This is a genomic window from Paenibacillus paridis, assembly GCF_006345825.1.
In the GTDB taxonomy this organism is placed as follows: Bacteria; Bacillota; Bacilli; order Paenibacillales; family Paenibacillaceae; genus Pristimantibacillus; species Pristimantibacillus paridis.
Genome location: NZ_VCIX01000055.1, coordinates 14598 through 37818 on the forward strand (window position 1 = coordinate 14598; position 23221 = coordinate 37818).

Annotated in this window: 23 protein-coding genes and 1 pseudogene; 11 read left to right on the top strand and 13 right to left on the bottom strand. The window is 49.9% G+C overall.

Features of this window, described 5'->3' with window-relative positions; all coding sequences use genetic code 11:
• Positions 1 to 30 precede the first annotated feature (30 nt).
• The gene (locus tag FJQ58_RS32225; protein ID WP_162341253.1) at positions 31 to 171 is read left to right on the top strand and encodes a hypothetical protein; all 141 of its coding nucleotides are present in this window, start codon (positions 31 to 33) and stop codon (positions 169 to 171) included.
• A gap of 538 nt (positions 172 to 709) precedes the next feature.
• Here FJQ58_RS32225 and FJQ58_RS01720 read toward each other — a convergent pair.
• From FJQ58_RS01720 to FJQ58_RS32230, 6 genes are all read right to left on the bottom strand, one after another.
• Complete coding sequence (locus FJQ58_RS01720) at positions 710 to 1381, bottom strand: SOS response-associated peptidase (protein ID WP_139990726.1); 672 nt, start codon at positions 1379 to 1381, stop codon at positions 710 to 712.
• Positions 1382 to 1495: 114 nt separating this feature from the next.
• Positions 1496 to 2347, bottom strand: coding sequence for an AraC family transcriptional regulator (locus FJQ58_RS01725; protein ID WP_139990727.1), 852 nt, complete (start codon positions 2345 to 2347; stop codon positions 1496 to 1498).
• A gap of 324 nt (positions 2348 to 2671) precedes the next feature.
• The gene (locus FJQ58_RS01730; protein ID WP_139990728.1) at positions 2672 to 3385 is read right to left on the bottom strand and encodes a hypothetical protein; all 714 of its coding nucleotides are present in this window, start codon (positions 3383 to 3385) and stop codon (positions 2672 to 2674) included.
• A 26-nt stretch (positions 3386 to 3411) separates the two neighbouring features.
• A complete protein-coding gene (locus FJQ58_RS01735; protein ID WP_139990729.1) occupies positions 3412 to 3864 on the bottom strand; it encodes a flavodoxin in 453 nt (150 codons plus the stop codon).
• Between the two features lie 29 nt (positions 3865 to 3893).
• Positions 3894 to 4697 carry a hypothetical protein gene (locus tag FJQ58_RS01740; RefSeq protein WP_139990730.1) on the bottom strand — a complete coding sequence of 268 codons (804 nt, stop codon included), beginning with the start codon at positions 4695 to 4697 and terminating at the stop codon, positions 3894 to 3896.
• Between the two features lie 28 nt (positions 4698 to 4725).
• Positions 4726 to 4890: a hypothetical protein gene (locus tag FJQ58_RS32230; protein WP_162341255.1), complete on the bottom strand. Its 165-nt coding sequence runs from the start codon at positions 4888 to 4890 to the stop codon at positions 4726 to 4728.
• 454 nt (positions 4891 to 5344) lie between these two features.
• Here FJQ58_RS32230 and FJQ58_RS01745 point away from each other — a divergent pair.
• Positions 5345 to 6328, top strand: a pseudogene (locus tag FJQ58_RS01745) (exosporium glycoprotein BclB-related protein); the annotation flags it as partial.
• Between the two features lie 82 nt (positions 6329 to 6410).
• On the opposite strand, the gene FJQ58_RS01750 reads toward FJQ58_RS01745, so the two are convergent.
• Positions 6411 to 7001 carry a hypothetical protein gene (locus tag FJQ58_RS01750; RefSeq protein ID WP_139990732.1) on the bottom strand — a complete coding sequence of 197 codons (591 nt, stop codon included), beginning with the start codon at positions 6999 to 7001 and terminating at the stop codon, positions 6411 to 6413.
• Between the two features lie 112 nt (positions 7002 to 7113).
• Here FJQ58_RS01750 and ilvA point away from each other — a divergent pair, with 112 nt between their 5' ends.
• Positions 7114 to 8391, top strand: coding sequence for a threonine ammonia-lyase IlvA (ilvA, locus tag FJQ58_RS01755; protein ID WP_139990733.1), 1278 nt, complete (start codon positions 7114 to 7116; stop codon positions 8389 to 8391).
• 59 nt (positions 8392 to 8450) lie between these two features.
• Here the strand turns inward: ilvA and FJQ58_RS01760 are convergent, their stop codons facing one another.
• Positions 8451 to 9428: an aldo/keto reductase gene (locus FJQ58_RS01760; RefSeq protein ID WP_139990734.1), complete on the bottom strand. Its 978-nt coding sequence runs from the start codon at positions 9426 to 9428 to the stop codon at positions 8451 to 8453.
• Between the two features lie 134 nt (positions 9429 to 9562).
• On the opposite strand from FJQ58_RS01760, the gene FJQ58_RS01765 reads away from it, so the two are divergent.
• The 5 genes from FJQ58_RS01765 (at position 9563) to FJQ58_RS01780 (ending at position 13188) form a co-directional block, all read left to right on the top strand.
• Positions 9563 to 10726 carry an MGDG synthase family glycosyltransferase gene (locus FJQ58_RS01765; RefSeq protein WP_139990735.1) on the top strand — a complete coding sequence of 388 codons (1164 nt, stop codon included), beginning with the start codon at positions 9563 to 9565 and terminating at the stop codon, positions 10724 to 10726.
• Between the two features lie 17 nt (positions 10727 to 10743).
• Positions 10744 to 11937, top strand: a complete 1194-nt coding sequence (locus FJQ58_RS01770; protein WP_238403719.1) for an MFS transporter — start codon at positions 10744 to 10746, stop codon at positions 11935 to 11937.
• Between the two features lie 15 nt (positions 11938 to 11952).
• Complete coding sequence (locus FJQ58_RS01775) at positions 11953 to 12561, top strand: TVP38/TMEM64 family protein (protein WP_139990736.1); 609 nt, start codon at positions 11953 to 11955, stop codon at positions 12559 to 12561.
• Between the two features lie 157 nt (positions 12562 to 12718).
• Positions 12719 to 12862: a hypothetical protein gene (locus FJQ58_RS32490; protein WP_175598055.1), complete on the top strand. Its 144-nt coding sequence runs from the start codon at positions 12719 to 12721 to the stop codon at positions 12860 to 12862.
• A gap of 26 nt (positions 12863 to 12888) precedes the next feature.
• A complete protein-coding gene (locus tag FJQ58_RS01780) occupies positions 12889 to 13188 on the top strand; it encodes a transposase (protein WP_139990737.1) in 300 nt (99 codons plus the stop codon).
• A gap of 100 nt (positions 13189 to 13288) precedes the next feature.
• Here FJQ58_RS01780 and FJQ58_RS01785 read toward each other — a convergent pair whose 3' ends face one another.
• From FJQ58_RS01785 to FJQ58_RS01800, 4 genes are all read right to left on the bottom strand, one after another.
• Positions 13289 to 14359: an FUSC family protein gene (locus tag FJQ58_RS01785; protein WP_139990738.1), complete on the bottom strand. Its 1071-nt coding sequence runs from the start codon at positions 14357 to 14359 to the stop codon at positions 13289 to 13291.
• Positions 14356 to 15483: a DNA alkylation repair protein gene (locus tag FJQ58_RS01790; RefSeq protein WP_139990739.1), complete on the bottom strand. Its 1128-nt coding sequence runs from the start codon at positions 15481 to 15483 to the stop codon at positions 14356 to 14358. Before FJQ58_RS01790 ends, FJQ58_RS01785 begins: the two co-directional genes overlap by 4 nt.
• Positions 15484 to 15689: 206 nt before the next feature.
• A complete protein-coding gene (locus FJQ58_RS01795) occupies positions 15690 to 16457 on the bottom strand; it encodes a sporulation protein (protein WP_202915191.1) in 768 nt (255 codons plus the stop codon).
• 66 nt (positions 16458 to 16523) lie between these two features.
• Entirely contained in the window at positions 16524 to 18311 is a 1788-nt protein-coding gene (locus tag FJQ58_RS01800; RefSeq protein WP_139990741.1) for an ATP-binding protein, read from the bottom strand.
• A 179-nt stretch (positions 18312 to 18490) separates the two neighbouring features.
• Between FJQ58_RS01800 and mscL the strand changes: the two genes are divergently transcribed.
• On the top strand, positions 18491 to 18952 hold the full coding sequence (mscL, locus tag FJQ58_RS01805; protein WP_139990742.1) for a large-conductance mechanosensitive channel protein MscL: 462 nt from the start codon (positions 18491 to 18493) through the stop codon (positions 18950 to 18952).
• Positions 18945 to 19580 carry an NUDIX hydrolase gene (locus tag FJQ58_RS01810; RefSeq protein ID WP_139990743.1) on the top strand — a complete coding sequence of 212 codons (636 nt, stop codon included), beginning with the start codon at positions 18945 to 18947 and terminating at the stop codon, positions 19578 to 19580. Before mscL ends, FJQ58_RS01810 begins: the two co-directional genes overlap by 8 nt.
• Before the next feature lie 1236 nt (positions 19581 to 20816).
• On the opposite strand, the gene FJQ58_RS01815 is transcribed toward FJQ58_RS01810, so the two are convergent.
• Positions 20817 to 21239 carry a hypothetical protein gene (locus FJQ58_RS01815; RefSeq protein ID WP_139990744.1) on the bottom strand — a complete coding sequence of 141 codons (423 nt, stop codon included), beginning with the start codon at positions 21237 to 21239 and terminating at the stop codon, positions 20817 to 20819.
• A 1004-nt stretch (positions 21240 to 22243) separates the two neighbouring features.
• Between FJQ58_RS01815 and FJQ58_RS01825 the strand changes: the two genes are divergently transcribed.
• On the top strand, positions 22244 to 23140 hold the full coding sequence (locus FJQ58_RS01825) for a manganese catalase family protein (RefSeq protein WP_139990746.1): 897 nt from the start codon (positions 22244 to 22246) through the stop codon (positions 23138 to 23140).
• Positions 23141 to 23221: the final 81 nt, after the last annotated feature.

Here is a 23221-nt window from a genome sequence, read left to right on the forward strand (position 1 = left end):
ATTAGGAATACAGCTAAGAGCCTTAAAGGTTTGTTTCGTGTTGTTCGTGTTGTTTGTGTTGTTTGTGTTGTTTGTGTTGTTTGTGTTGTTTGTGTTGTTGATGTCGTTGGTGCTCTTGGTGCTCTTGGTGCTTTTGGTGTTCTTGGTGTTCTTGGTGTCATTTTGTTATAAATGTTCTTCTTAACGTTCTTTCTATCCTAAAGAGCTAGAGAGGTTAGTCGGGTTTACGGGTTTACGGGTTTACGGGTTTCCAAGCTTCCGGGCTTCCGGGTTTACGGGTTTACGGGTTTCCAAGCTTCCGGGCTTCCGGGCTTCCAGGCTTCCGGGCTTCCGGGCTTCCGGGCTTCCGGGCTTCCGGGTTTCCGGGTTTCCGGGTTTCCGGGCTTCCAGACTTCCGGGCTTCCGGGCATGTTAACTGAGCTACTAAAGTTACCAGGGTAGCCACCCTAAAAAACTTTAAATGTCTCCAATGTTCTTGCCGTGTCTGCACACAAAATGACACGTAAAATAGCACTCTCAGCCAGAAGTCAAAAGTCGAAATATTGGCAATGGCTAGTGGTCTCCAACCAACAAAAAAAGGCCTACGTCCCCCCCGATTGGCTTCAATTGAAGCCGGGCGGGGGGAAACGTAGGCCTAACGTATTCTTAATCTATGTTTATTCTATGCTTAATCTATGCTTAATCTATGCCTAAGCTTCGAAACGTTCAGCTATGCAAAATCCGGACGAATCTCGCGAATGCAATCTGGCGACTCAAACAGATCGTCATGTACAGCGTTAGTCACAGGGTAAGCTCGCATGAGATAGGAGTCCATAGCTTCCAGATGCTTGCGGAGCCCGCTAAACTCCGTAATTTGCGGATTCAGCCAGTCCTCGATGCCTTCCTCGTCCAAAATAACCGGTACCCGCGGCTGCCAAACCGACATGGCACCCGTGGCGGCCGCCGTTACCATCGTGAAGGCGCGAACCTCTTTGCCGCTCACGTTTTTCCAGCAATCATAAATACCTGCGATACCGAACAACTGCTGGCTCGGAACGACAATGTGCATGGCCCGCGGGTCACGCTCTTTCCCGATTTGTTTTTGCCCGAAGAACCCGCTGCACGGAAGCACGCAGCGCTGCCTGCGCAGCATCCGTTGCAGGAAAGGCTTCTCGGATAGTGTCGTATGGTCCGCGTTGACCGCATCCTTCGCCCAGAACGGGAACAAACCCCATCTTGACTCCTGCATCGTGCGTTGATCGAAACGATCGTTCATCACAATGGATACCGTCTGTGTCGGTGCCACATTAAACCGGTTTGTATGACCGCGAATAACCTTCCCTACCTGAAACATATCTACAATATCGCCTAATTCTGCCGTTAACGAAAACCGTTCAATCATCGCGATCACCCTTTTCACGTTGTTGAATCCAGTTTTTGTTAAAGGCCTAAAAATTATGCAAAATTTTTCTTGATTCGCTTTAGCCCTCTCGCTGCTTGTTCGATATCAAAATATTCACATCGTAAAGCGTTTACGGAATTTTAGCGGCGGCATTCCCGTATGGGCCGCAAATAACCTTGAAAAATGAGGGGTTTGCCGAAATCCGGTTTCTTCCGCTACCCGAGCAATGGTCCAATCCGTTTTGATGAGAAGAAGCTTCGCCTGATCCAGCCTATAATAAAGTAAATATTGCTGCGGCGTGCAATCGAATACCTCTGTCATGCAGCGCGTTATGTAATTGGTATGAAGCTGAAGCACATCGCTAAGCATCGTGTTGCTGATCGGACTGCGATAATTCAGCTTCAAATAGGCAGCTGCCCGTTCCGCAACCGACACCGCTGCCTTCGCTGCGTCGGATCTCCATCCCTCATCCAGCATTTGAAGCAAATGCAGAAAACGCTGCTGGCGTTCCCAGAATGCACCATGCGATGAGCTTTTGGCCGCTTCGTGCAACTGCGAGAAGATCAGCTTCGCTTCATCGGGATAGGTCAGCTTCATTTTTTTCGGAAGGCGTATTGCGTATGTATAATAATCGCCTCTAAGCGAGCCACTCTGGCTGCCCTCCGTCTCCTCCCAAGCGCCTACCGTCTGAAAGTGAATCCAGTCAAACACCGTGTCCTCCTCGCAAGGACGGGTGGAATAATGCCAACGGTCCGGCCGGAGAATAAGCACATCGCCAGGACCGAGCGTCCAGCGGTGATTATCTTCGGCGACATGAAGCGCTCCCTTATTGACGAATAACAAATCAAATACGCCTAGATTCGTCCGGTTCGGATGCTCCTCCCCCGCCCGGTAGGTTAAGCGGTTCGATTCTATGAAAAACGGCAATGGCGGTGAGCGAAAGGTTAGTAATAGTTCCTCTGACAATCTAATCTCTCCTTCTAGCGTTTTGCCTCGCAAAAATTTGCTTCATGAGCATAGTTACAAGACTCTTCCTAGCACAGCTGGCAGCAATACGATGCGCATTCCAAAATTCACGCGCTTAAGCATGCGCAAGCGGCTGTTTTTGCTCAAAATAATTAGATTCATCCTCTTTTTCATGTGCAAATATGCAAAAATGACTACTGCCCATGTTACTTGAAAACCATTTCATTTGTCTACAACTGTCTACAACAAAACAAAGCCCCTATCATTCTGGGTAAGAGAATGCGAGGGACTTGCACTTAAATCTATTCTATTTATGAAGAAAGGCTACATGACGAGCTGAACAGGAAAAGCCGGGTTTACCTTAAATACATCTGCCTCCGGCAGCAAGCTTTTGATTAAATACATATAGTCGTAAGACTGCTCAAGCGAGGCTTCGTCAGGAACAAACACCATATTTTTTCCGTTTAGAAGAGATAGGACTTCAATACGGGAAGGGAGCTTCTCGAACGCACTCATACAAAATACCGATGTCATATGGAACAGCAAATCCAAGGCTTCAGAATCCACATCCACCGCGAGCTTCTGTACGATATAATCGTCAGCAGCCCCTACCTCATCTCTTGATATCAAATGGAAAATTTGTGATATTTCCAGATCCAGCTCTTCTACGTAAGTAGACAGCTGCTCAAAAAAGACAATCGGCATCGCCGGGCATGAGCCATTTAGCAGAAAAACCTTAAGCTGGTCTTTAATTTGCTGCTTCATTTGCAAATAATGCTCATCCGAATGAAATTTATAATTGCGGTTCGTCCACCAATGCTCGACGGAAGCTTCGATCGCTTCCGGCGTTCGCGCTGCTTCAGGAAGCCCATAGAAATCATTTATGCTATGGCTGGCAGCGAATTGGACCATTTGGCGCCAATTCACGTCGCCTTCCCGCTTGCGTCCCGCTTTTCTCTTGGCGAAACGTTCAGGGCAGCGCAGCAGCTCTTCAAGTTTGTAATCTTCAATTCGTAGCACCGCTGGTATTTGCTCCATCACAACGTCCGCCTCTCTCGCTTAAATTAACCTGCTACCGCAACAAGCCCTGCAATTTGGCGCCCTAAGCTTCTGCCCTGCTCCTTCTCTGCTTCCGAAGGATTGTATTCAAATTTAATGCATTCACCTGAAATTTCTGCTCCAAGCTCCTTCAGCTTTGCTTCGATAATGTCAACCGCGGCGCAGTAGATCGGATAAGACGTATCTCCGGATCCGAATACCGCAGCTTTCTTGCCGCTGAGATCAAGCGAATCCATCGCTTCATAGAAGTCGATAAATTCATCCGGCAGCTCGCCGTCTCCCCATGTATAAGCACCAATAATAATGCCCTCGTATTCGTTCAGTTCTTCTGCACTTGCATCGAAGGCTTCCTTGGAGACGACCTCTGCGCCCGCTTCCTTTGCTCCCTCTACAATAGCTTCGGCCATTTCTTCCGTATTTCCTGTCATGCTTGCATAAACTACAAGTACTTTCGGCACCCGTTATTCCTCCTCTTCCTGACTCTTATTTATGAAATGCTTACCGTTTGAATGCCTTGAAATAACGTCGCCATATATAAATTTCCATTTTGCATATCTATATCCGTGACCGGGCAGCCCAGCTTAACGGAAAGAAGCGTAACCTGGTTACACAGATAAGCGAGTTGGAACAATCCCCGGTCCGTGCACACGTAGACGTCATTGCCTTTCGCAAGCACGGAAAAAATAAACGGCTTGCCGAAGCGAATTCGGTCAAATCTGCCTTTCTTATCGCCAATCAACAGCTCGCCATGCTCGCTCGTTCCGATCAAATGACCTCTAAATACAGCCAAGCTGGTGACACTCGTTTCTAGCTCGAAATGTGCCCATTCATCCATAAAGCGGTCATATAATGAAACGCCGCTCTCATGCGCAATAATTAAATATTGCGGAAGATTGATAAAATCATATACCCGCTTTTCATTGCAGGCGATTTGCTCCCATTTGGAGCTAGCCTTAGACCACAGCCCGTATTCCGTTGCAGCGTAGCTGCTTCCACCGATTTTGCGATATTGGTAGCAAGGAATCGACAGTCCGTCATTCTCCCATGCGTGGTCATTCCATTCATATAAACCATTGCTCGTGCAGGCATGCAACAAATCGTGCTGCAGTTGCAGCCGATTGACATTGGTTTGGTCCTCCATTCCTTGAGCGAGCTTCTCCCATCCGCCTTCTGCATCGATATGATAAATACCGTGGCCGACTGAAGCCGCGAACAAGCCATCCGGACCCGCCTTTACCGATGAGAACGGAAAAAGCAGCCAATTCCAGGGCTTACTTGTTTCAGTCTGCATGGTTCTCACTCCTTCTGAAAAAGTTGCATTAGCTCTGTTGCCTTATCTCATTGCTGCCGTATCTCGTCAGCTCTACATTTATGGTTAGCTTCTGGCGTATATTTCCCTCTATGCTTTGTTTCCCATTGCCTTGCTGCTGCAATAGGAAAGCCGATTTGCGTTTTTTGAGAACCATTTCATAAAGCAAGCCCACTAGCCCTGCCTCCGCTCTATATGCCTATGTACGCATTATTATTGATAATGATTATCACTTTCGTAATTATGATAACCATTCTCAACGGATATGTCAATCAGTTTCTTTAAGGCTCGGCTGTTCAAACGGAGATTTCCCCCTGCGTTATTCAGACAAAGAAATAAGTATAATAATCCTTTTAAATCAAGCTAGAAGGCTGAATACTCCCCAACAAACGTACAATTCCGCAAATATAGTTGAAGGTCTACGACCCTATAAGCCATTTACCCAATCAATAGATAGAGTACAAACGTAGAATAAGGCAAATACCAAGGAGGTGCTTTCGCTGAGTTATTCAGATGGTCACAAGAAACGCTGTGTTAGAAAACCGAGTTCAGGCTGCAGTCCAAAAAGAAAGAAGCATGGAGATAAAGTACTTGTAGTGAAAAAGAAACTCGTCATTAATACTCCTAGAGGAGAAAATGGACGCAGAGGTCCGCAGGGCCCTCAAGGGCCTCAAGGTCCGCAAGGAATTCAAGGAGTCGCTGGTCCTGCAGGCGTCGCTGGAGTTACAGGCGCTGCAGGTTCTACCGGAGCTACGGGATCTATCGGAGCCACTGGAGTTGGTACGACTGGAGCTACAGGTGCTACCGGCCCAGCTGGAGCTACTGGTCCCGGCGTAGGCGCTACTGGTCCTACTGGCGCTACAGGTGAAGCTGGTGCTGCAGGTGCGATTGGAGCCACAGGTGTTACCGGGGCTACGGGTGCCACTGGCGCTGGCGTAACTGGTGCGACTGGAGCTACAGGTGAAACGGGTACGGCTGGCGTTACTGGTGCCACTGGGGTTACCGGCGCTACCGGAGCCACTGGCGAGACTGGAGCCACGGGGGTTACCGGGGCTGGCGCTACGGGCGCTACTGGGGTTACGGGTGCTACAGGCGCTGGAGCCATCATTCCATTTGCTTCCGGCTTGCCTGCCGCTCTGACTACGATCGCAGGCGGTTTGGTAGGAACATCAAGTCTGATTGGTTTTGGCTCTTCTGCTGTTGGTGTCAGCATTCTTGGCGGTATTATCGATCTCACAGGCGCTGCGGGAACTCTTCTGAACTTTGCGTTCTCCGTACCTCGTGACGGAACCATTACTTCTCTAGCTGCATATTTCAGTACGACTCTTGCACTCTCGCTTATAGGTACAACGGTTACGATTACGGCTCAATTGTACAGCTCCCCAACTCCGAATAACACGTTTACCGCAGTTCCTGGCGCTGTAGTCACCTTAGCACCTCCACTCACTGGCATATTAGCTATTGGCGAAATTAGCAGCGGAATTACGACTGGCTTGACCATTCCCGTTACTGCAGGAACTCGTCTGCTGCTCGTCTTCTCTGCAACAGCAGCCGGAATTACCTTGATCAACGCAGTCGCTGGCTACGCTAGCGCAGGCTTAACCATCGATTAGTTTCCAGAACCCGCAATAAAAAACGACAGTTCCTGGCCTATGCCAGGAACTGTCGTTTTTTCATTCTATTTCGTTAATACCGTTAAAGCTGAAGCTTGATCTGCAGCTTAAACCTGATTTTAATTTGATCCAGCAGAAATTGGACATCCGTTACGGTTACCACATCGCTAGCCGGCAAATCCAGCGGCACAATAATGGTATCCAGCATGCTGACTGGCAGCTTTAGTTTTTTGAGAGACAGGGCCTGCGGCCTTAGCACAATGTTTGGAGACTGCCATTCCAATGAGTACACGGCATCTAACCCAGCATGAATTCGATCTTTATAAGTCACATTCAGACGAGCAATGAGTTTATCCTCTTCAAGCTCAAAGCGTGCGCCGTCTATTCGAATATCTTTATCAAGCCCCATAACAGCATCTCCGGAGACACTGTCTACATAATCGTCATTCATATGCATTTTAATCAAATGGTTAATATCCGCTTCTGTGAGAATCAGCTCCGGCTTTAAGCTTTTGATCATATTCAGCGCCTTCTCCTTCACATCAATAGCTTCGTAGCCCAGATCCAGCTGCTCCTCTGGTGCGATATAGGACAACAGCCACCAGCTTGCGCCGCCAAGCAATAACGCGAGAACAATTATTGTCGTTAGCAAGCGTTTGAAAAATTTTCTCATGCTACTCCTCCTCCCCAATTCATCGCATCCAAATTTCTGATGCGTCAATTCGGCATGATAGTGCTATAATGGATCAAATAATCTATGCTGCCGCTTAAGATAGACTGAGAGGATGGTTACCGTGAATACGAACAACGCACCATTACACCGCATCGGGCTTGAAGAAATTGTCCAGGCTCAAATGCATTTAAAGGATGTTATTACACGGACGCCGCTCCAGCATAACCGTGTGTTATCCGAACGCTACAACTGCACCGTGCTGCTGAAGCGCGAGGACCTGCAGATTGTCCGCTCGTTCAAAATACGAGGAGCCTATCATCTGATGCGCTCACTTTCGCCCGAGACGCTAGCCAAAGGCGTTGTCTGTGCAAGTGCAGGCAACCACGCGCAAGGCGTAGCCTACTCCTGCCAAACGCTGGGCATTCCAGGCAAAATTTATATGCCAAGCACGACTCCGCGCCAAAAGGTATCCCAGGTCAGTTTCTTTGGCGGTTCCCAGGTAGAGGTCATCCTCACCGGAGACACCTTCGATGATGCCTATGCCGAGGCGGTAGCCGAAAGCAATCGCAGCGGCATGGCTTTCATTCACCCTTTCGATGATCCGAAAATCGTTGCAGGCAACGGTACCATTGCTCAAGAATTTATGGAAGCTTCCGATACCGTACCTGACTTTGTCTTTGTGACCGTTGGTGGAGGCGGGCTTGCTGCAGGCGTGTCCTCCTATGTCAAAATCGTCTCTCCCTCGACGCAAGTCATTGGCGTAGAGCCAGAAGGCGCACAGTCGCTCAGAGCTTCACTTGATGCGGGCAAGGTCACCCCGCTGGACCAAATCGATAAATTCGTAGATGGCGCGGCCGTCAAACGAATTGGAGATCTGACCTTCGAGCTTTGTAGAGACCAGCTTGACGATGTCATTGCCGTACCCGAAGGCAAAGTATGTACCACGATGCTGGACTTATACAATGAGAACGCGATTGTAGCTGAGCCGGCAGGCGCTTTGTCCATCGCAGCGCTTGAAGCCTATCGGGAGCAAATTCAAGGCAAAACGGTCATTTGCGTCGTGAGCGGCGGCAACAATGATGTGGACCGGATGCAGGAGATCAAAGAGCGATCCCTGATCTATGAAGGCTATAAACATTACTTTATGGTCAGCTTTCCGCAGCGCGCCGGAGCTCTCCGGGAATTTCTGGATCAAGTACTGGGGCCAAACGATGATATTACCCGCTTCGAGTACACCAAAAAATCCAATAAGGACAACGGTCCCGCACTAGTCGGCATTGAGCTTAAATACAAAGAGGATTACAACCCTCTAGTTGACCGCATGAATAAAAAAGGCTTTCAATTTCTCGAGCTGAACAAAGACCCTGTCCTATTTAATCTATTGATTTGATTGTTCCTTAGAACCCAGTTCGCCCCGCTTCCAGCAATGGAAACGGGGCGATTTGTTTTTTACCAAGCGTACGCGCGAGGGGCGTCCCCGCCTGGGCCAGGGAATATTTCATCGATGCGCTTAAGCGCGGACTCATCCAGCGTAATTTCCACCGCGCGCAGGGATCGCTCGAACTGATCGAGTGTACGCACGCCAATAATCGGAGCCGTAACGGCCGGATTGGCTAGCAGCCACGCGAGAGAAACCAAATCCTCCGGCTCGCCTAGCTCATCACAAAAAGCCGCAAAGGCATCGAGCTTGTCTCGATGCTGCTCCAGACGTTTCGAATCGCCGCTGCGGCGCCCGCCATCCTTGCGGCGATGATTGCCTGCAAGCAGGCCTCCATCTAGCGGACTCCAAGGGATAACACCGAGCCCCAAGGCTTGTGATGCCGGCAATACCTCAAGCTCAGGAAGACGGCAAAGCAAATTGTATTTGTGCTGCTCCGACACAAGGCCAATGGAGCCTCTTGCCTTCGCTTCTCCCTGCGCTACCGCGATATCCCAGCCGGCAAAGTTGCTTGAACCTATGTAGCCGATCTTGCCTTGGGATGCTGCCGTTTCGAATGCGCCCCATAGCTCGCTCCAGTTTACGCTGCGGTCCACGTGATGCATTTGATAAAGCTCGATATGGTCTGTCTGAAGACGTCTAAGCGATCCTTCCAGATGTCTGCGGATCTTATAGGCAGACAAGCCTGCCTCGCGGTTCGGTCCGTCGTGCGCGTCGCTCATATCGCCGTAAACTTTCGTCGCCAGCACGGTGCGCTCACGTCGTCCATCGCCTTGCTTAAACCATTTTCCGATGATTTCTTCCGTACGGCCTGCATTCTCTCCCCAACCGTATATATTTGCAGTATCAATAAAATTAATGCCAGCATCAAGTGCAGCGTCTAGTATGCGAAAGGATTCCTTCTCATCGGTGTCCACTCCGAAATTCATAGTGCCCAAGCACAATCGACTTACCCTTAAACCCGATCTACCCAACTTCGTATATTGCATGTTCATCATCGCTCCTTCAATTTTTGAAATAGGATGGATTACGTATCCATTATACAAAAATTACACAAAGTAACCAAACCGCGTTCATCATCGCAAAACAATTATTCGCTACACTAACGGCAGGAGGTGTGTATATGATTCATGATGATAACCCTTTACAGCCAAAACTGCTTATTTTGTACGCGTCCTACGGAGAAGGGCACCTGCAAGCCGCCCGCGCCATCAAGAGCGCATGGGAAGAGCTTGGCAATCATCGTACGGTCATGGTCGACCTGATGGCTGAATCGCACCCTTGGCTGAATGAAATGACCCGTCGCTTTTACTTAAAGAGCTATACGCACATGCCCTCGCTCTACGGCTGGATGTACGATTTCACTAGGCTGATGAAGCATGACTCCTGGTTTGGCGGCTTGCTCCACTCCTTCGGAAAAGACAAAATCAGACGCATCCTGACCATGGAAAAGCCTGATATCATCATGCATACCTTTCCATGCTTCGCACTGGGGGAGCCGGGGCAGCGAAAGAACCCTTATCCACCCTCCTATGCCGTCATTACCGATTTCGATCTTCATCGCCGCTGGGTCCATCCAAGCATTGACCGTTATTATGTAGCTACTGAGGATTTGAAGAAGGAGCTGACCCTTCTTGGTATACCGAATTCTGCAATTCAAGTGAGCGGAATCCCTCTCAAGCGGGGTTTTGTCGCCACAGAGGCATCCTATCCGTTATATGATCTCTACAATTTGCGCCCTGACCGTCCCGTCGTCCTCATTATGACAGGGGCCCAGGGGGTCATGCCTGATGTATCACACATCTGCAGCCTGCTCCTTCAAGATGACAGTATTCAGATCGCACTCGTATGCGGCCGAAATCTTCCCATGAAAGAAGCCATCCAGCACCAATTTCGACATCATCCCGAAGCTTCGCGTCTACAGGTGTATGGTTATGTGGAATCCATTCACGAACTGATGGCACTATCCGATTGCTTGGTCACCAAGCCTGGAGGCGTTACGCTCTCCGAAGGAATAGCAGCGGGATTGCCCATTTTCATCTATAAGCCTGTTCCAGGGCAAGAAAAACAAAATGCGCTGTATCTTGCATCAAAAGGGGCGGCCGTACTGTCCCAAGACCCAAACGAGCTGGCAGAAAATATTTTGAAACTTGTACACGATCCGCTTCGTCTTACTGTTAGCAGACTATCCATGAAGCAGCTTCAGGTCTCGCAATCAGCGGCGGAGAGCATTGTTTTGGATATGCTATCCAATTTGCGTATAATGGAAAATACAGCGACTTTATAAGGGAGAAGGGCTTATCTGTGCGTACAAATCAGAGCGTTTGGTTTGGAGCGGAGATGCGACTCATCTCCGTTATTTTATTCGTTGTGGAGTTCGTACGGGGAGCAGTGCTCGTCAGCTTGCTGCCGATCTATGGCGCCAAGACGCTTGGGCTTGCTCCCGATGTTATTGGAGCCGCTATTTCAGCCCATTACATAACCGATACGCTGCTCAAAATGGCGATTGGCTATTTATTGGACCGCTTCTCGGTTCGTATCGTCGTGCAAGCCGGGCTTATAGTTTCGCTGGCTGGCGTGTATTTGCTGCAATTTGCGGAGCTGCCTTGGGTGTTCATAAGCGCAGCTGCATTATATGGAATAGGCATGTCTCCGATTTGGATCGTCTGCTTGACTAGAGTAACCGAGGAGAAGCGCGCCACCCAGATGGGATTCCTCTATACGATCTGGATGGTTGGCCTTGGAAGCGGCCCGATTGTTTGTAATATTTTGCTCGATTACAACGTATCGTTTACGTACAAGCTGCTTGTCAGCATGTCCGCAGCCGCATGCTTGCTCACGCTATTTATGAGCAAAGAAAGGGCAATGACGCCAAATCGAATTCCTCTGCGCATGCAGCTGGCTATCTTAAAGGAACGGCTTGGCCGCATGAAGCTCCTGCTTCCCGGCATGATCCTGCAAACGACAGGAGCCAGCATGCTCGTTCCGATTCTGCCTGGCTTCGCAAATCAAGAGCTTGGCCTATCCGGTACGCAATACTCCATTCTCCTTACCGCCGGGGGAGTCTGTGCAGCTGCCGGGCTTATGCCCATGGGGCGGCTCTCGGATAAACTAAGCGGAAAAAAATGGTTTTTAGTCGCAGGTTTTACGATATTTGCGCTTGGCCTCTACATGCTGGCCTCTGGTCTGACGTTCTGGTATTGTTTACTTATAGCAGCAGCTCTCGGCTTGTCTTATTCGGCTATATTGCCTGCTTGGAATGCGCTGCTCGCCACGTATGTCCCTCCGAAGCAGGAGGGGCTGGGCTGGGGAATTTTATCCACCTTTGAAGGCATCGGGGTTATGATTGGGCCCGTTGCAGGCGGCCTTATTGCGGCTTGGAGAGGCGAATCCGCCGTTTTCTGGGTTAGTGCTGTCCTCTTCGGACTCATTGGACTGTTTTATTTTTGGCTCCCGAATCGGGTGTTTCAAGCAAATGAAAAAGATACAAACAAGTAGAACGGGGTTAAAGCGATGGACGATTGGCGTAATTGGCTGGAATACATAAAACATTTGGACCTGGATTCGATACAGTGGACGCTGGAGAGCTACTCCCAGTGGGGGCCCTTCCCGGGCATTCTCCTTCCGATGATTGAATCCTTTCTGCCCTTCCTCCCGTTAATTCTAATCATTGCGGCTAATGCCAATATTTACGGGCTTGGATTTGGGTTTCTTTTCTCTTGGATTGGCGTTACGGCAGGAGCCGTATCGGTTTTTTGGATAAGCCGGACGCTAGGACGCAATGTGAAAGGCCGGCTGGAGCGACGGTTTCCGAAGTCGGAGCGATTTTTTAACTGGGTGGAGAAAAGAGGTTTTACGCCCCTGTTCCTGCTCGCTTGCTTCCCATTCACGCCTTCCATTGTCATCACTGTCGTTTCGGGCCTAAGCAAGGTTCCATTTCCTACGTTTTTGCTGGCTACTTTGCTCGGAAAAGCGGTCATGATTTTTTGCATCTCATTAATCAGCTTCGATATTGGCAACCTGGTCAATGAGCCATGGCGGATCTTTGTCTCGGTTACTGCGGTACTGGTCATGTGGTTCGGGGGCAAGCGCCTTGAATCCCGTTATCAATTGAATAGCTAGCGGAGGCACTTTGACGGCAGCCTTCCTCCAATTTGCCAGTGTGGCGGCGCATTTAGCGCCGTTTTTGTTTTCCTGAACTCATACATTTCTTCCTTCGTGGCACACTAACGGAGGATCTTCTTGCGAAGAACGTTAAAAACCACAGGAGGGTGACCGCATGTCAGGCAAACAGCCATCCGATCAACAGAAAGCCGCCAGCAAGGCGCAATCTAGAGCAGACCGCAATCTAGCCAGCAAGGAATCAGCGAGCGAGCTGCAATCTGATGCAGACCGCGCAGCCGTGCCCAAGCACGGATTATAAGCATAGGAAGGTTGGGTGAGCGTATAATGAGCAATTCATCTAATCATCATGAGATGAATCCCCTATCAGGGGAGCCGGTCGAGGTAAAGGGCACCTACCGCAATGAGTGGGGACGCGAGGAGCAATTGGAGCGTGGCGATGTTTTTCCAGCGGATCCTATGCTCGGAACAACGGAGTGGCAGCTGGTCGAGCTTTTTTTCAACAATCACCATCAGGGACATACCGATCCAAGACTTGTTCCGCATGATGATGATAACGACCCTGAAGCCCATATGCAGCATCCCCGCCGTCATGAGGGCAGCAACAAAAACGACGACGATCAATAAACGTCAGCTTACAAGGCAGTTTTAAAAAAACAGCAGGCCGCAGCGGATAATCCTATCGCTGCGCCTGCTGTTTTTTTCAGATGCTTTAGCTTTTTTCGCATCAAGCCCGCTTCTGCTTTTCTTCTTCCGGTTCTTCTTCGCCCCGCTTGGCGTTTTCCTCGCGCTGCTGAACCTGATCAAGCAGCTTCTCCAACCGCCGCAAATGATAAGCATATTCGAACAAGCCCGATGCGACAAATACCAGCCGCTTATGCTCATCCGGATCGTCCAATATGTATTCGGTCAGCTCTTTCACAAAGCGCGCTTCCCGCTCCTCCTCTGGCTCGATCAGCGCATTCGGCTTCATTTTGTCTTCCGCCTTCAACAAAATTTGCTCATGGTACTTGGATAAATCCTCTATTTGCCGATCGAATCGAAGCGCCCACTCTCCGGCGCTGGGCGAGGCAAAATAATGCTCCTCCACCACATCGAGAAGGTCAGCCCCTTTCTGCAGCGTCTTGATCATTTGCTTGGAGACCAGCAGCTGCCTGGCATGGCTCGTCTTTGTTCGGGCAAGCACCTTGCGCTCCTCCTCGAAGACAGCATAACGATCCTCCAGCTTGCGCAGCGTTCCGTGCAGCTTATCCTTCTCTTGGCGGAAGATCTGCTCCTTCATTTCATTGGAGACAGCGGTCCGCAGCAGCAGCGAGAGCTGGGTATACGCCTGGTGCACTTGTTCGGTGAACTGGCGCCTTGGGCGCGGCGGGAAGACGAGCACGTTCACGGCAAAGGAAGAGCCGATTCCCGTAAGCACCATCAACAGTCGCTCAATGGCGACATCCCAGCCTTGGCCGTTCGCTTCCATGATCGCGACGACGGTTACGAGCGTCAGGCTGATGGTCGTCTCCATTTTCAGACGTATGCTGATTAGAATAACTAGAATACAAACGAGCCCTACAGCAATTGGCGTATGTCCGAACAGCCGCACCGCAATAATGGCAAAGATAGCGCCCAGTATATTCGTCTGCACCTGGTCCGCCACGCGCTGCCACGAACGGTAAATCGATGGTTGTATCGTAAAAATAGCTGCCACTGCCGCGATAAGCGGCGAGGCAAAGCCGAATAAGCTGCTTAAATAAATCGCGAAGGCTACTGCCATTCCCGTTTTTAGCACTCTCGCGCCGATGGTCATGTCGGGTCAGCCTCCGTCACGAGAAGCTCAGCGGCGGCCACTTCTCTCCCGTTCACCCATAAGCTCATGCGGTGAAGACCGCTATAATGCTTGCGCGTCGTCAGGTCGGCGAATCGATGGGCACGCGTTCCCTTCGCTACCGCTCCCCCAGCATATTCCCGGTCCGACAACAGAAAGCGTTTGATCGCCGTTTTGCCGCTGGACTTCACGAAGTCAATCCCGTATTCAATCCGCAGCTTGGCCGGTTCGCCCTCACGCAGCTTCACAACATACTGCAGCTCCGCTTCTCCTCCAATCGGTACCGTACTAGGCTGAACCTCAAGCTCTGCTACAGCTACGAGTGCACTGCCGCCCTCCGGATCGTCCTCATGCTCAGAATAACCAAACAAGGCCATAATTTGCGGATGGGCTTGCTTAATCAAGGTCCGGCAGCCGTGACGAATGATCCAGTCCGTGTGAGCGTCCTTGCCATGCCAAGCCCTTGCAAGCTGAATCACCAGCTCCGGATGATCCTTTGCGATATCATTCAGATTATTCGCCACGCTCTTGCGCACGTAAAGCGAAGGATCTGCCTTCAGCTGCTCGAGAATCGGAATAATAGGCGCGGGATCACGCTTGAACATGGGAAGCGCCTGCGCCCACGGCAGACGGGGCCTAATGCCTTCGCTCGCCAGCCGCCTGACATGCTCATTCGGATGGCTTGTCCAGGCCAGCATATGCGCAGCCATCCGCTCCGGATCGGTTAATATAAATGCCCTTATCGCGAATTCCGAGGTTGAGCGCTCCGTAAAGCGCTCAAGCGCCGCCATAGAAAGCTGCCAGCGCTGCGGCGTCATTCCGAATACCTCAACGAAGTCGGGAAAGAAAATATAAGGCAGTCCTCGGCACTGTTCATCTATTTGATATAAAACACCCAATGCGTCTTCATAGGCCTCCGGCAGCTCTGCACCGAGCGCTATCGTAATTTTGCGGGCCCGCGCTTTCAGCTCAAGCTGCTCCCAGCTGTCGTCCCTCACGCGCTCCACAAAGGCCGCTTCCTTGAAAGGAGGCCACGCCGTTTTGACCAAGCCAGCAAATCGTTCCAAAAATAATCCATCATACATCACCTTAAGCGGTTCAGCCAACGTCAATCCCCTCCTCCAGCTATTATACCGAAAAAACCATTTCAATCACTACCGTTAAACCCTCTCCATCTGAAGGCTTTCCGATTAAGCGCTATTCCTCATTTGTACCCCTGCTGACTCCTGCAAGAAACATAGGCTTTCGAAAGCAAAAAAACCTGGAGCTGCTCTCGCAAGAGCAGCTCCAGGTTCATGCGCGATATCCCCTACTACACGTAACGCGAAATAATGTCCGTCAATTGCCTTGCAATCACTTGCGGACCGGCTGCCAGTTGGTCATTCGTGAAGCGAGTGCGAACGAACGACTCATCCATATTCATGGCCTCTGCAAAAAAACTGGACAACCCGCGTGCGCGGCGGTCAATTTGCAGAACCAGCTCAAGCTCATGGTCCGAAGGGTAAAACATCACTTCCAGCTCGTCAAGCTGCGCGCGGAACTGCGTCGTCGGCACGAATTCGAGCTCTTGGATAAAAGGCATTTTGCCGCCTAGCCGTGACGAATATTCGCATTCCGCCTTGCGCAAGCGGAACCCAATCACTCCGAGCGCCTCCAATACCGTATTCATCGCAGCTGTCGGAATAACGTCTATCCGGTCATTGTCCCCGGGATCGATTCCACCCCGAACGTCAAGCTCCGTCTTTACCCATACGGGTGCGCGTCCGATCGTCAGCGGCGTTTGGTGCGGCAGCCGGAAGGAAAACGGCACCTCGCGGCTCTCTCCCGACTGAAGCGTGAACGGCGCGCTAACCTGGTAACGCCCGACCTCGCCATGCTGCTTGATCTTATTATCGTTGCTTTCTCTTATATATTCTGTCATGACCGATAGCTGAATGGTTTCAATTTTTTGCTCCACGCTGCCGCCTTGAATCTTCACAACGCCCCTAACCTCTTCGCCAGGTGAATACCGTGCCTTCTCCAGCAGCGTATCAATCTTGGCGGAGCCGATCCCGATACTGGCCAAAAACCGATTGAACATCAACATGACCTCCACTCCAATGATCTTGAACCCTTATTGCATAAGCATATTACGAGGCCTGCTGTCTTAGGTTTCAATTTCAATTTTTTGTTTTTCTGGATCGGGCTCAACCTCCCGTTTCTGATAAGGCAGCTTGATAATGAAGGTGGTTCCGACCTCGACTTCGCTCTCGGCCATAATTTGGCCATGGTGATTATCGATGATTTTATACGTAACCATTAAGCCAAGCCCCGTCCCTTTATCCTTGGTCGTATAGAAAGGCTGGCCAATCTTCGCCAACTGCTCTTTCGCAATGCCCGAGCCTTCGTCCTTGATCCTCACGATTACGTTCTCTTCCTCTTCCAGAGACATCGTAATGCTTACCACGCCTCCAGCCTGCATCGCTTCAATCGCATTTTTGAGCAAATTAATAAAAACCTGCTTCAGTTGATTCTCTACGCCAAATACCCAAAGCGGCCGGACATCCGCTTGGTATTCAATCATCACATTATGCAAAATAGCCTGGGTCTCCAGAAGGTTGACCGTTTCCTCCATAATTTGACGTGAATCCTTATACACGCATTCGTACACCTGCGGCTTGGACAGCATCAGTAATTCACTGACGATCGATTCAATTCGCTCCAGCTCTGATTTCATAATGTCATAGAAATTGTTGCCATTCCCTCTGCCGGAAGCGATCAGTTGCAAAAACCCTTTCAGCGAGGTGAGCGGATTACGGATCTCATGAGCGATGCCTGCAGCTAACTGGCCGGCGACGTAAAGCTTTTCCGAATTAATGAGCAGCTCCTCGTTCTTCTTGCGTTCAGAAATATCCCGAATGATGACCTGTACAATCTTTTTGCCTGAGAACGAGGAACTGGCCCTCACCATCTCCGTATGAAGCGGCCTGCCCTGCACCGACATCCATTGCAGCTCGATCGGCTTCGCCGAAACAGACTCGCCAGTCTGCCCTTCTTCAAGCCAATCCGCCATTTCACGATGATATTTTTTGTCCAGCAGCGCATAAAGGTTCGTTCCCATAATTTCTTTATCCGATTGCACTTCAAACATCCGCTGGCCTGCCCTATTCATAAACTCCCAATGCCCATCGTTGATCAACGCAATCGTATCCATGGAATTTTCGACAAGCAGCTTGTACCGCTCATCCATTTGATTATATTTGCTGGCAGCAAGCCAAGTCGTCAGGCTAAAGCTGAGAATAATCAAAGTCGACAAGCCAAGCAAAAAACCAAGCATCAGCAAATACTCATTCAGCAAATCCGTTGATAGTACTTCCATATAATCAACCTGCAGCGCATGCAGTCCAATTTGATGCATGACCATATTCGAGAGGCCAAGCGACAAACAGCTTTTAAACTTGTAACTGGGCGACTTTCCCTCTAGCCAGGAGAAAGCCAAATACGCGCCTGCAAAGCTCACTCCATAAGATAGCCAGAAGAGCAGCCAGTTCATTTTTAATAAAATAACCGTTTCCGAAAGCATGGACATGTACTGCAGCATCGTAGCACCGAGTGCCATTAATAACGCACTGATCAAGAAGCGTCCCCGCTTAAGCTCCCGGTTCTTAAGCACAACCAGTGCGGCGTAGACCGTAATTGCACACACTACCAAAATGACCAACATGCTCCAATTCATAGCCAAACGGTAATTGGAAGCCAGCAGCGACACAACGTGCATCGTCCATAAGCCTAATCCAAAAACGGACGCTCCGCCAATCACCCAATTAAATCCGTATGCCCTTTGTTTTGGCTGGAGCTGTTCAATCATATTGAGCATCGTATACGAAGCAAAACACATAATAATAATCGACAGAATGAGATAATAGGGATTTCCGCTAATCAAAGGATGGGTCATAAGACTCCTTAAATATCCATAAATTTACTTCCAGATAGTAAAATTCGACAATTATTAAAAAAATCCTCTCCTAACATTCGAAATTTTGCTGCTTTTTGTCAGAAACACGCAAGGTATTTCTCTTCTCTTCAACTTCGGCTATTATGATAGAATGGCAATTGTTAATAGGAGGAGAACCAATGAAGATCATTAAGGAATTTAAAGAGTTTGCCATGAAGGGCAATGTCATTGACCTCGCGGTCGGGGTTATTATCGGGGGAGCGTTCGGCAAAATCGTCACTTCGCTCGTTAATGACATTATTATGCCTCCGATTGGGAGAATTTTAGGCGGTGTAGACTTTAAAGATCTAAAGATTCCTCTTTACACCAAAGCACAAATAAACGAACTAAAAGATCCACTGACAGCCCCATACATTAATTACGGCCAATTTATTAATGTTATGTTAGATTTTCTAATTGTGGCATTCTGTATCTTCTTGCTTGTTAAAGTAATTAACGTTTTACGCCGCAACGAGAAGAAAGAAACCGCTCCTGTAGAAGCGACCGAGAAGGATTGCCCGTACTGCTTGTCCAAGGTGCCGATCAAGGCTTCGCGCTGCAAGCACTGCACGTCCCAGCTAGAGGCAGCAGCGCATGGCTGATGAGCTGTTCGACATCTACGACGAGCAGCTCCGCCCGCTGGGCACCGCAACCCGCGCGGAGACGCATGCCAAGGGCTATTGGCACCGCACCTTTCATTGCTGGCTGACGCGGCGAGAAGAGAACCGCAGGTTCGTGCGTTTCCAACTGAGACAAGCCGGCAAGGATACGAATCCCGGCTGCTTTGACATTACCGCTGCCGGCCATTTGGCCGCGGGAGAAACGATTCGCGAAGCTATGCGCGAGCTTGAAGAGGAGCTGGGGCTTACCGCCACTTTCGAGCAGCTTATCCCGCTCGCGCAAATTCGCGAGGACGTCAGCGGCGAAGTCAATGGCATGCTCTTCATTGACCGCGAGGTCAGCGACGTATTTGGCCTCGTAAGCGAGGTTCCTTTGACTTCACTGCGGCTGCAGCCTGAAGAAGTGGCCGGCGTTTACGAGACTGATCTGGATGAGTTGATTGCGTTGTTCGAGGGCTCTTTAGCCTCGGTGCAGGCGACTGGCGTCGAGCTGTCCGGACAGGACGGATCGCTGGCACAGGTTCAGCGCTCGGTTCAGGCAAGCCAGTTCGTGCCGCGCGACTTTTCTTATTATACGAGCGTACTTCGGGCGCTGCATGGCTGTACTTGACGCCTGCAGCGTTTTTGCTTGCTTGCGTACGCACGCCCCATGCACGTTCCCAGTTCGTATACCACTGGTCAATTAGGCCATGGATGTTATAAAACTCGGTATGGCGCGGCGCAAGATCAAAATCGTTTAGCTCTGGCTGATTGAACAGCCGCGCTCCCATCTCATGGAAGCAGCCATGCAAATTGGTTTCAATAAAGCTGCCCAACTGGTCCGCAGTCGCGAATGAGCGTGGATTGTTCTGCACACGCTGCTCGGCTCTCGGGTTATAACAGTTGGATCGTCTAATCCCCTCTGGAATCTGAGGCCAAGGCGCAATCCAGCTCCGATCGTAACCCATCGAATCATGCCAGCTGTACACTCTATTGATAAAATCACGATGAAATCGCAAAAAACGCTCCCCATAACCAGGAGGAGGCACAGTCCCCGGCACCAAATGATTGGTATGATGCCAAATACGATGCTCATCCAGCAGAGCTTGCGGAAAATTAGGTATTTGCGGCATCCGTTTTCCTCCTTGCTTGTGCGATTATCTCGCCTCTCATTTCCCTATCTTATGCCGCCGATGCACCTGCGGTGATTTGCGTCTATCTTCACGCTTTCGCTCATGCGCGATATGTAAATTGCATTTTCTTACGTCTGTCATCATATTTGCGCTCTTGCGGTGATATATATTGCACTTTTTCACGCCTGTCTTTATGTTTTGGCTCTTGCAGTGATATATGTATTTCACTTTTGCGTCTTTCTTACGCTTTTGCTCATGCAGTGATATGTGTATTTCACTTTTTCACGCCTGTCTTTATGTTTTAGCTCTTGCAGTGATATATGTATTTCACTTTTTCACGCCTCTCTTTACGTTTTGGCTATTGCAGTGCTATGTATATTGCACTTATGCAGGCAAATGGGCTGCTTTCCACTTGAAAATTAGCCTATACTGCACATTAGCATCATAGTTGATATCTCTAACACAAAAGCACGTGAAATCAATATTGAGCAAGTAATAATAATGCAAATCTGCAGGATAGACCCCTTAAACCCTCCAATCAGGAGCAAGTTACTGCAAAAGTGCAGGATAAGCCAGACCCTTCACAAAAAAACAGGGACGTTCCCTCTAAGCAGCCTAACTGCTCAAGGATTCGTCCCTGCTTCCCATTCCTGTCACTGCTACTGTTCCTATTCCGAGCCCATTACCCTTACTCTTCTTCTCCAACGAACTTTAGAACGGAGCTATTGCTTGCATTAGAACCAAGAATTGCGACGGCATTCATCCTGCACTCTTCTTACGCAAATATCAAACGTGACTGTTACATCGTTGGATCTACCGAAAGAACAGCAAATTCTTACGCAATCCTTATCGCGTGTGCAGAAGAAGCAAACGACGCGACAGTTGCAATCGAGCAAGCTTTGAACTGCTCTTGCATCGCGGCAACGAATCGCTTTGACCAATTTGGCAGCGGTATTCTCATCCTTCAATTGCTTGAAAATGTCGCTTAGCTCTTTTCCTGCCTCTTGCATCGCTTCAACGGCTGGGTCTTCTTTGCGGCGACAGCCACAGCTTTTGTGATCGTCTTTGCATTTGCAATCCGATGATATGCGTGCACGGCTTGCCGTTTTGCGAGCAGATTTCACACTGCGGATGTTAAGTTTTAATTTGGCGGACATTTCTATCCCCCCTCCCTCTCGAACATACTCTATTCTATGAAGATTTAAGAGAATCGTGTGGACGAGTGCTACCCTCCAAACGTTGAATTTGTCCTTTGCAAATTTCGTATGACCAGCTGTCCGCCTGCATACCTATATGACATACCATACGAATGGAGGTTTTGGGCTTGGCTGAAAATATGACGAATATGGGCAATATCGGCAATATGGGCAATGTGCCGAATACAGCCGGCATGAGTACCGCTCCCAACATGGGTCAGATGGGTGGCATGCCAAACATGGCAGGAATGGCGAACGGCCCCAACATGGGCAGCATGCCAAACATGGCAGGGATGGCGAACGGCCCCAACATGGGCAGCATGCCAAACATGGCAGGGATGGCGAACNACGGCCCCAACATGGGCAGCATGCCAAACATGGCAGGGATGGCGAACAGCCCCAACATGAACAGCATGCCAAACATGGCAGGGATGGCGAACAGCCCCAACATGGGCAGCATGCCAAACATGGCAGGGATGGCGAACAGCCCCAACATGGGCAGCATGATGCCAAACATGGCAGGGATGGCGAACGCTCCCAACATGGGTCCGATGGGCATGGAGAAAGCAGCACCCGTTCTCTATGAAGCGGAACCGCAGCATACGGCAATGGTCATGGAGGTACGCGACCGCGTCATGAACATGTGCGGAGGGCATATGCACAAGTATGTTTGCGTCCAAATGGTCGACGGGCATATTTATGAAGGAAGAATTATGCATATCGATCACTGCGTCTTATATTTGCAATGTACGATGCGTGATCCTCGTGCCTTTATGAATTCCTATAATGCGGTGCTGCCGCTTATCCTCTACGAGCTGCTCGTCATCACGCTGCTCTCTACCTAGTTAATTCGGTCTGTCCATTCGACAGGAGGTTGTCCCTTTTGACATCGACGGTCTATGGCTGCGAGAGCTGTCATACATATGAGTGAGTGGAACTGTCGAAGAGAAGAGGTGAGCAAGCTCGTGATTGAACGGATAAACCGGCTTCAGATAGAGCTCCCGCCGTCCCCTTACGCGGATGCCAATGCTGCTGCAGCGGTACAGGAGCTGCTGGGTGGGAAGTTTGGGGAAATGTCGACCCTGAACAACTATATGTACCAATCCTTTAACTTTCGTGAAAAGAAAAAACTTAAGCCTTTCTACGATCTTGTATCGAGCATAACAGCAGAAGAATTTGGCCATGTCGAGCTTGTTTCGACAGCCATCAACATGGTGCTCACGGGCACGACAACGGCTGGCGATCCCAATTCCACTCCTCTGCGGGAGGGTGTGAACAAGCGCAACAGCTACTTTTTTATCCAAACGGCACAAACCTCTTTGCCCGGAGACTCCATGGGCCGCGCATGGACGGGTGATAATGTATTTAGCAGCGGCAATCTCGTGCTTGACCTGCTGCATAATTTTTTCCTGGAGTGTGGAGCGCGCACGCATAAGATGCGTGTGTATGAGATGACCGACCATCCTACCGCACGCGCAATGATCGGGTATTTGCTGGTTAGGGGCGGCGTGCATGTGCTTGCCTATGCCAAAGCGCTCGAGATCGCCACAGGCGTTGATGTGAAACGGCTGATTCCTATTCCCGATCTTAGCAATAACAGCTTTGAGACGGCGCGAAAATATGAAGCCATGGGGCTCGGCAACAAGCTTTATACGTTCAGCCAGAACGATTACAAGGATGTTGTGCTCATTTGGAATGGCCAGAACCCGCTCACTGGAGCACCGCTTGAAGTCATCCAAGGCGCTCCGCAAGGAGCACCGATGCCCGATTTGGGAGAGCTGCCCGAGGAGTTTGCGCCCGGCATCTCGCAAGAGGATTTCTTGGAAATTGCCCGCCGGTTGCAGAAAAATGCCGGTCTCTAAGCCCATAATTCATAACGAAGACCTCCTTAGCCGCGCCGAGCGGGCTGGAGGTCTTCCTGTTCCTTATCTCTTGAATCGCTT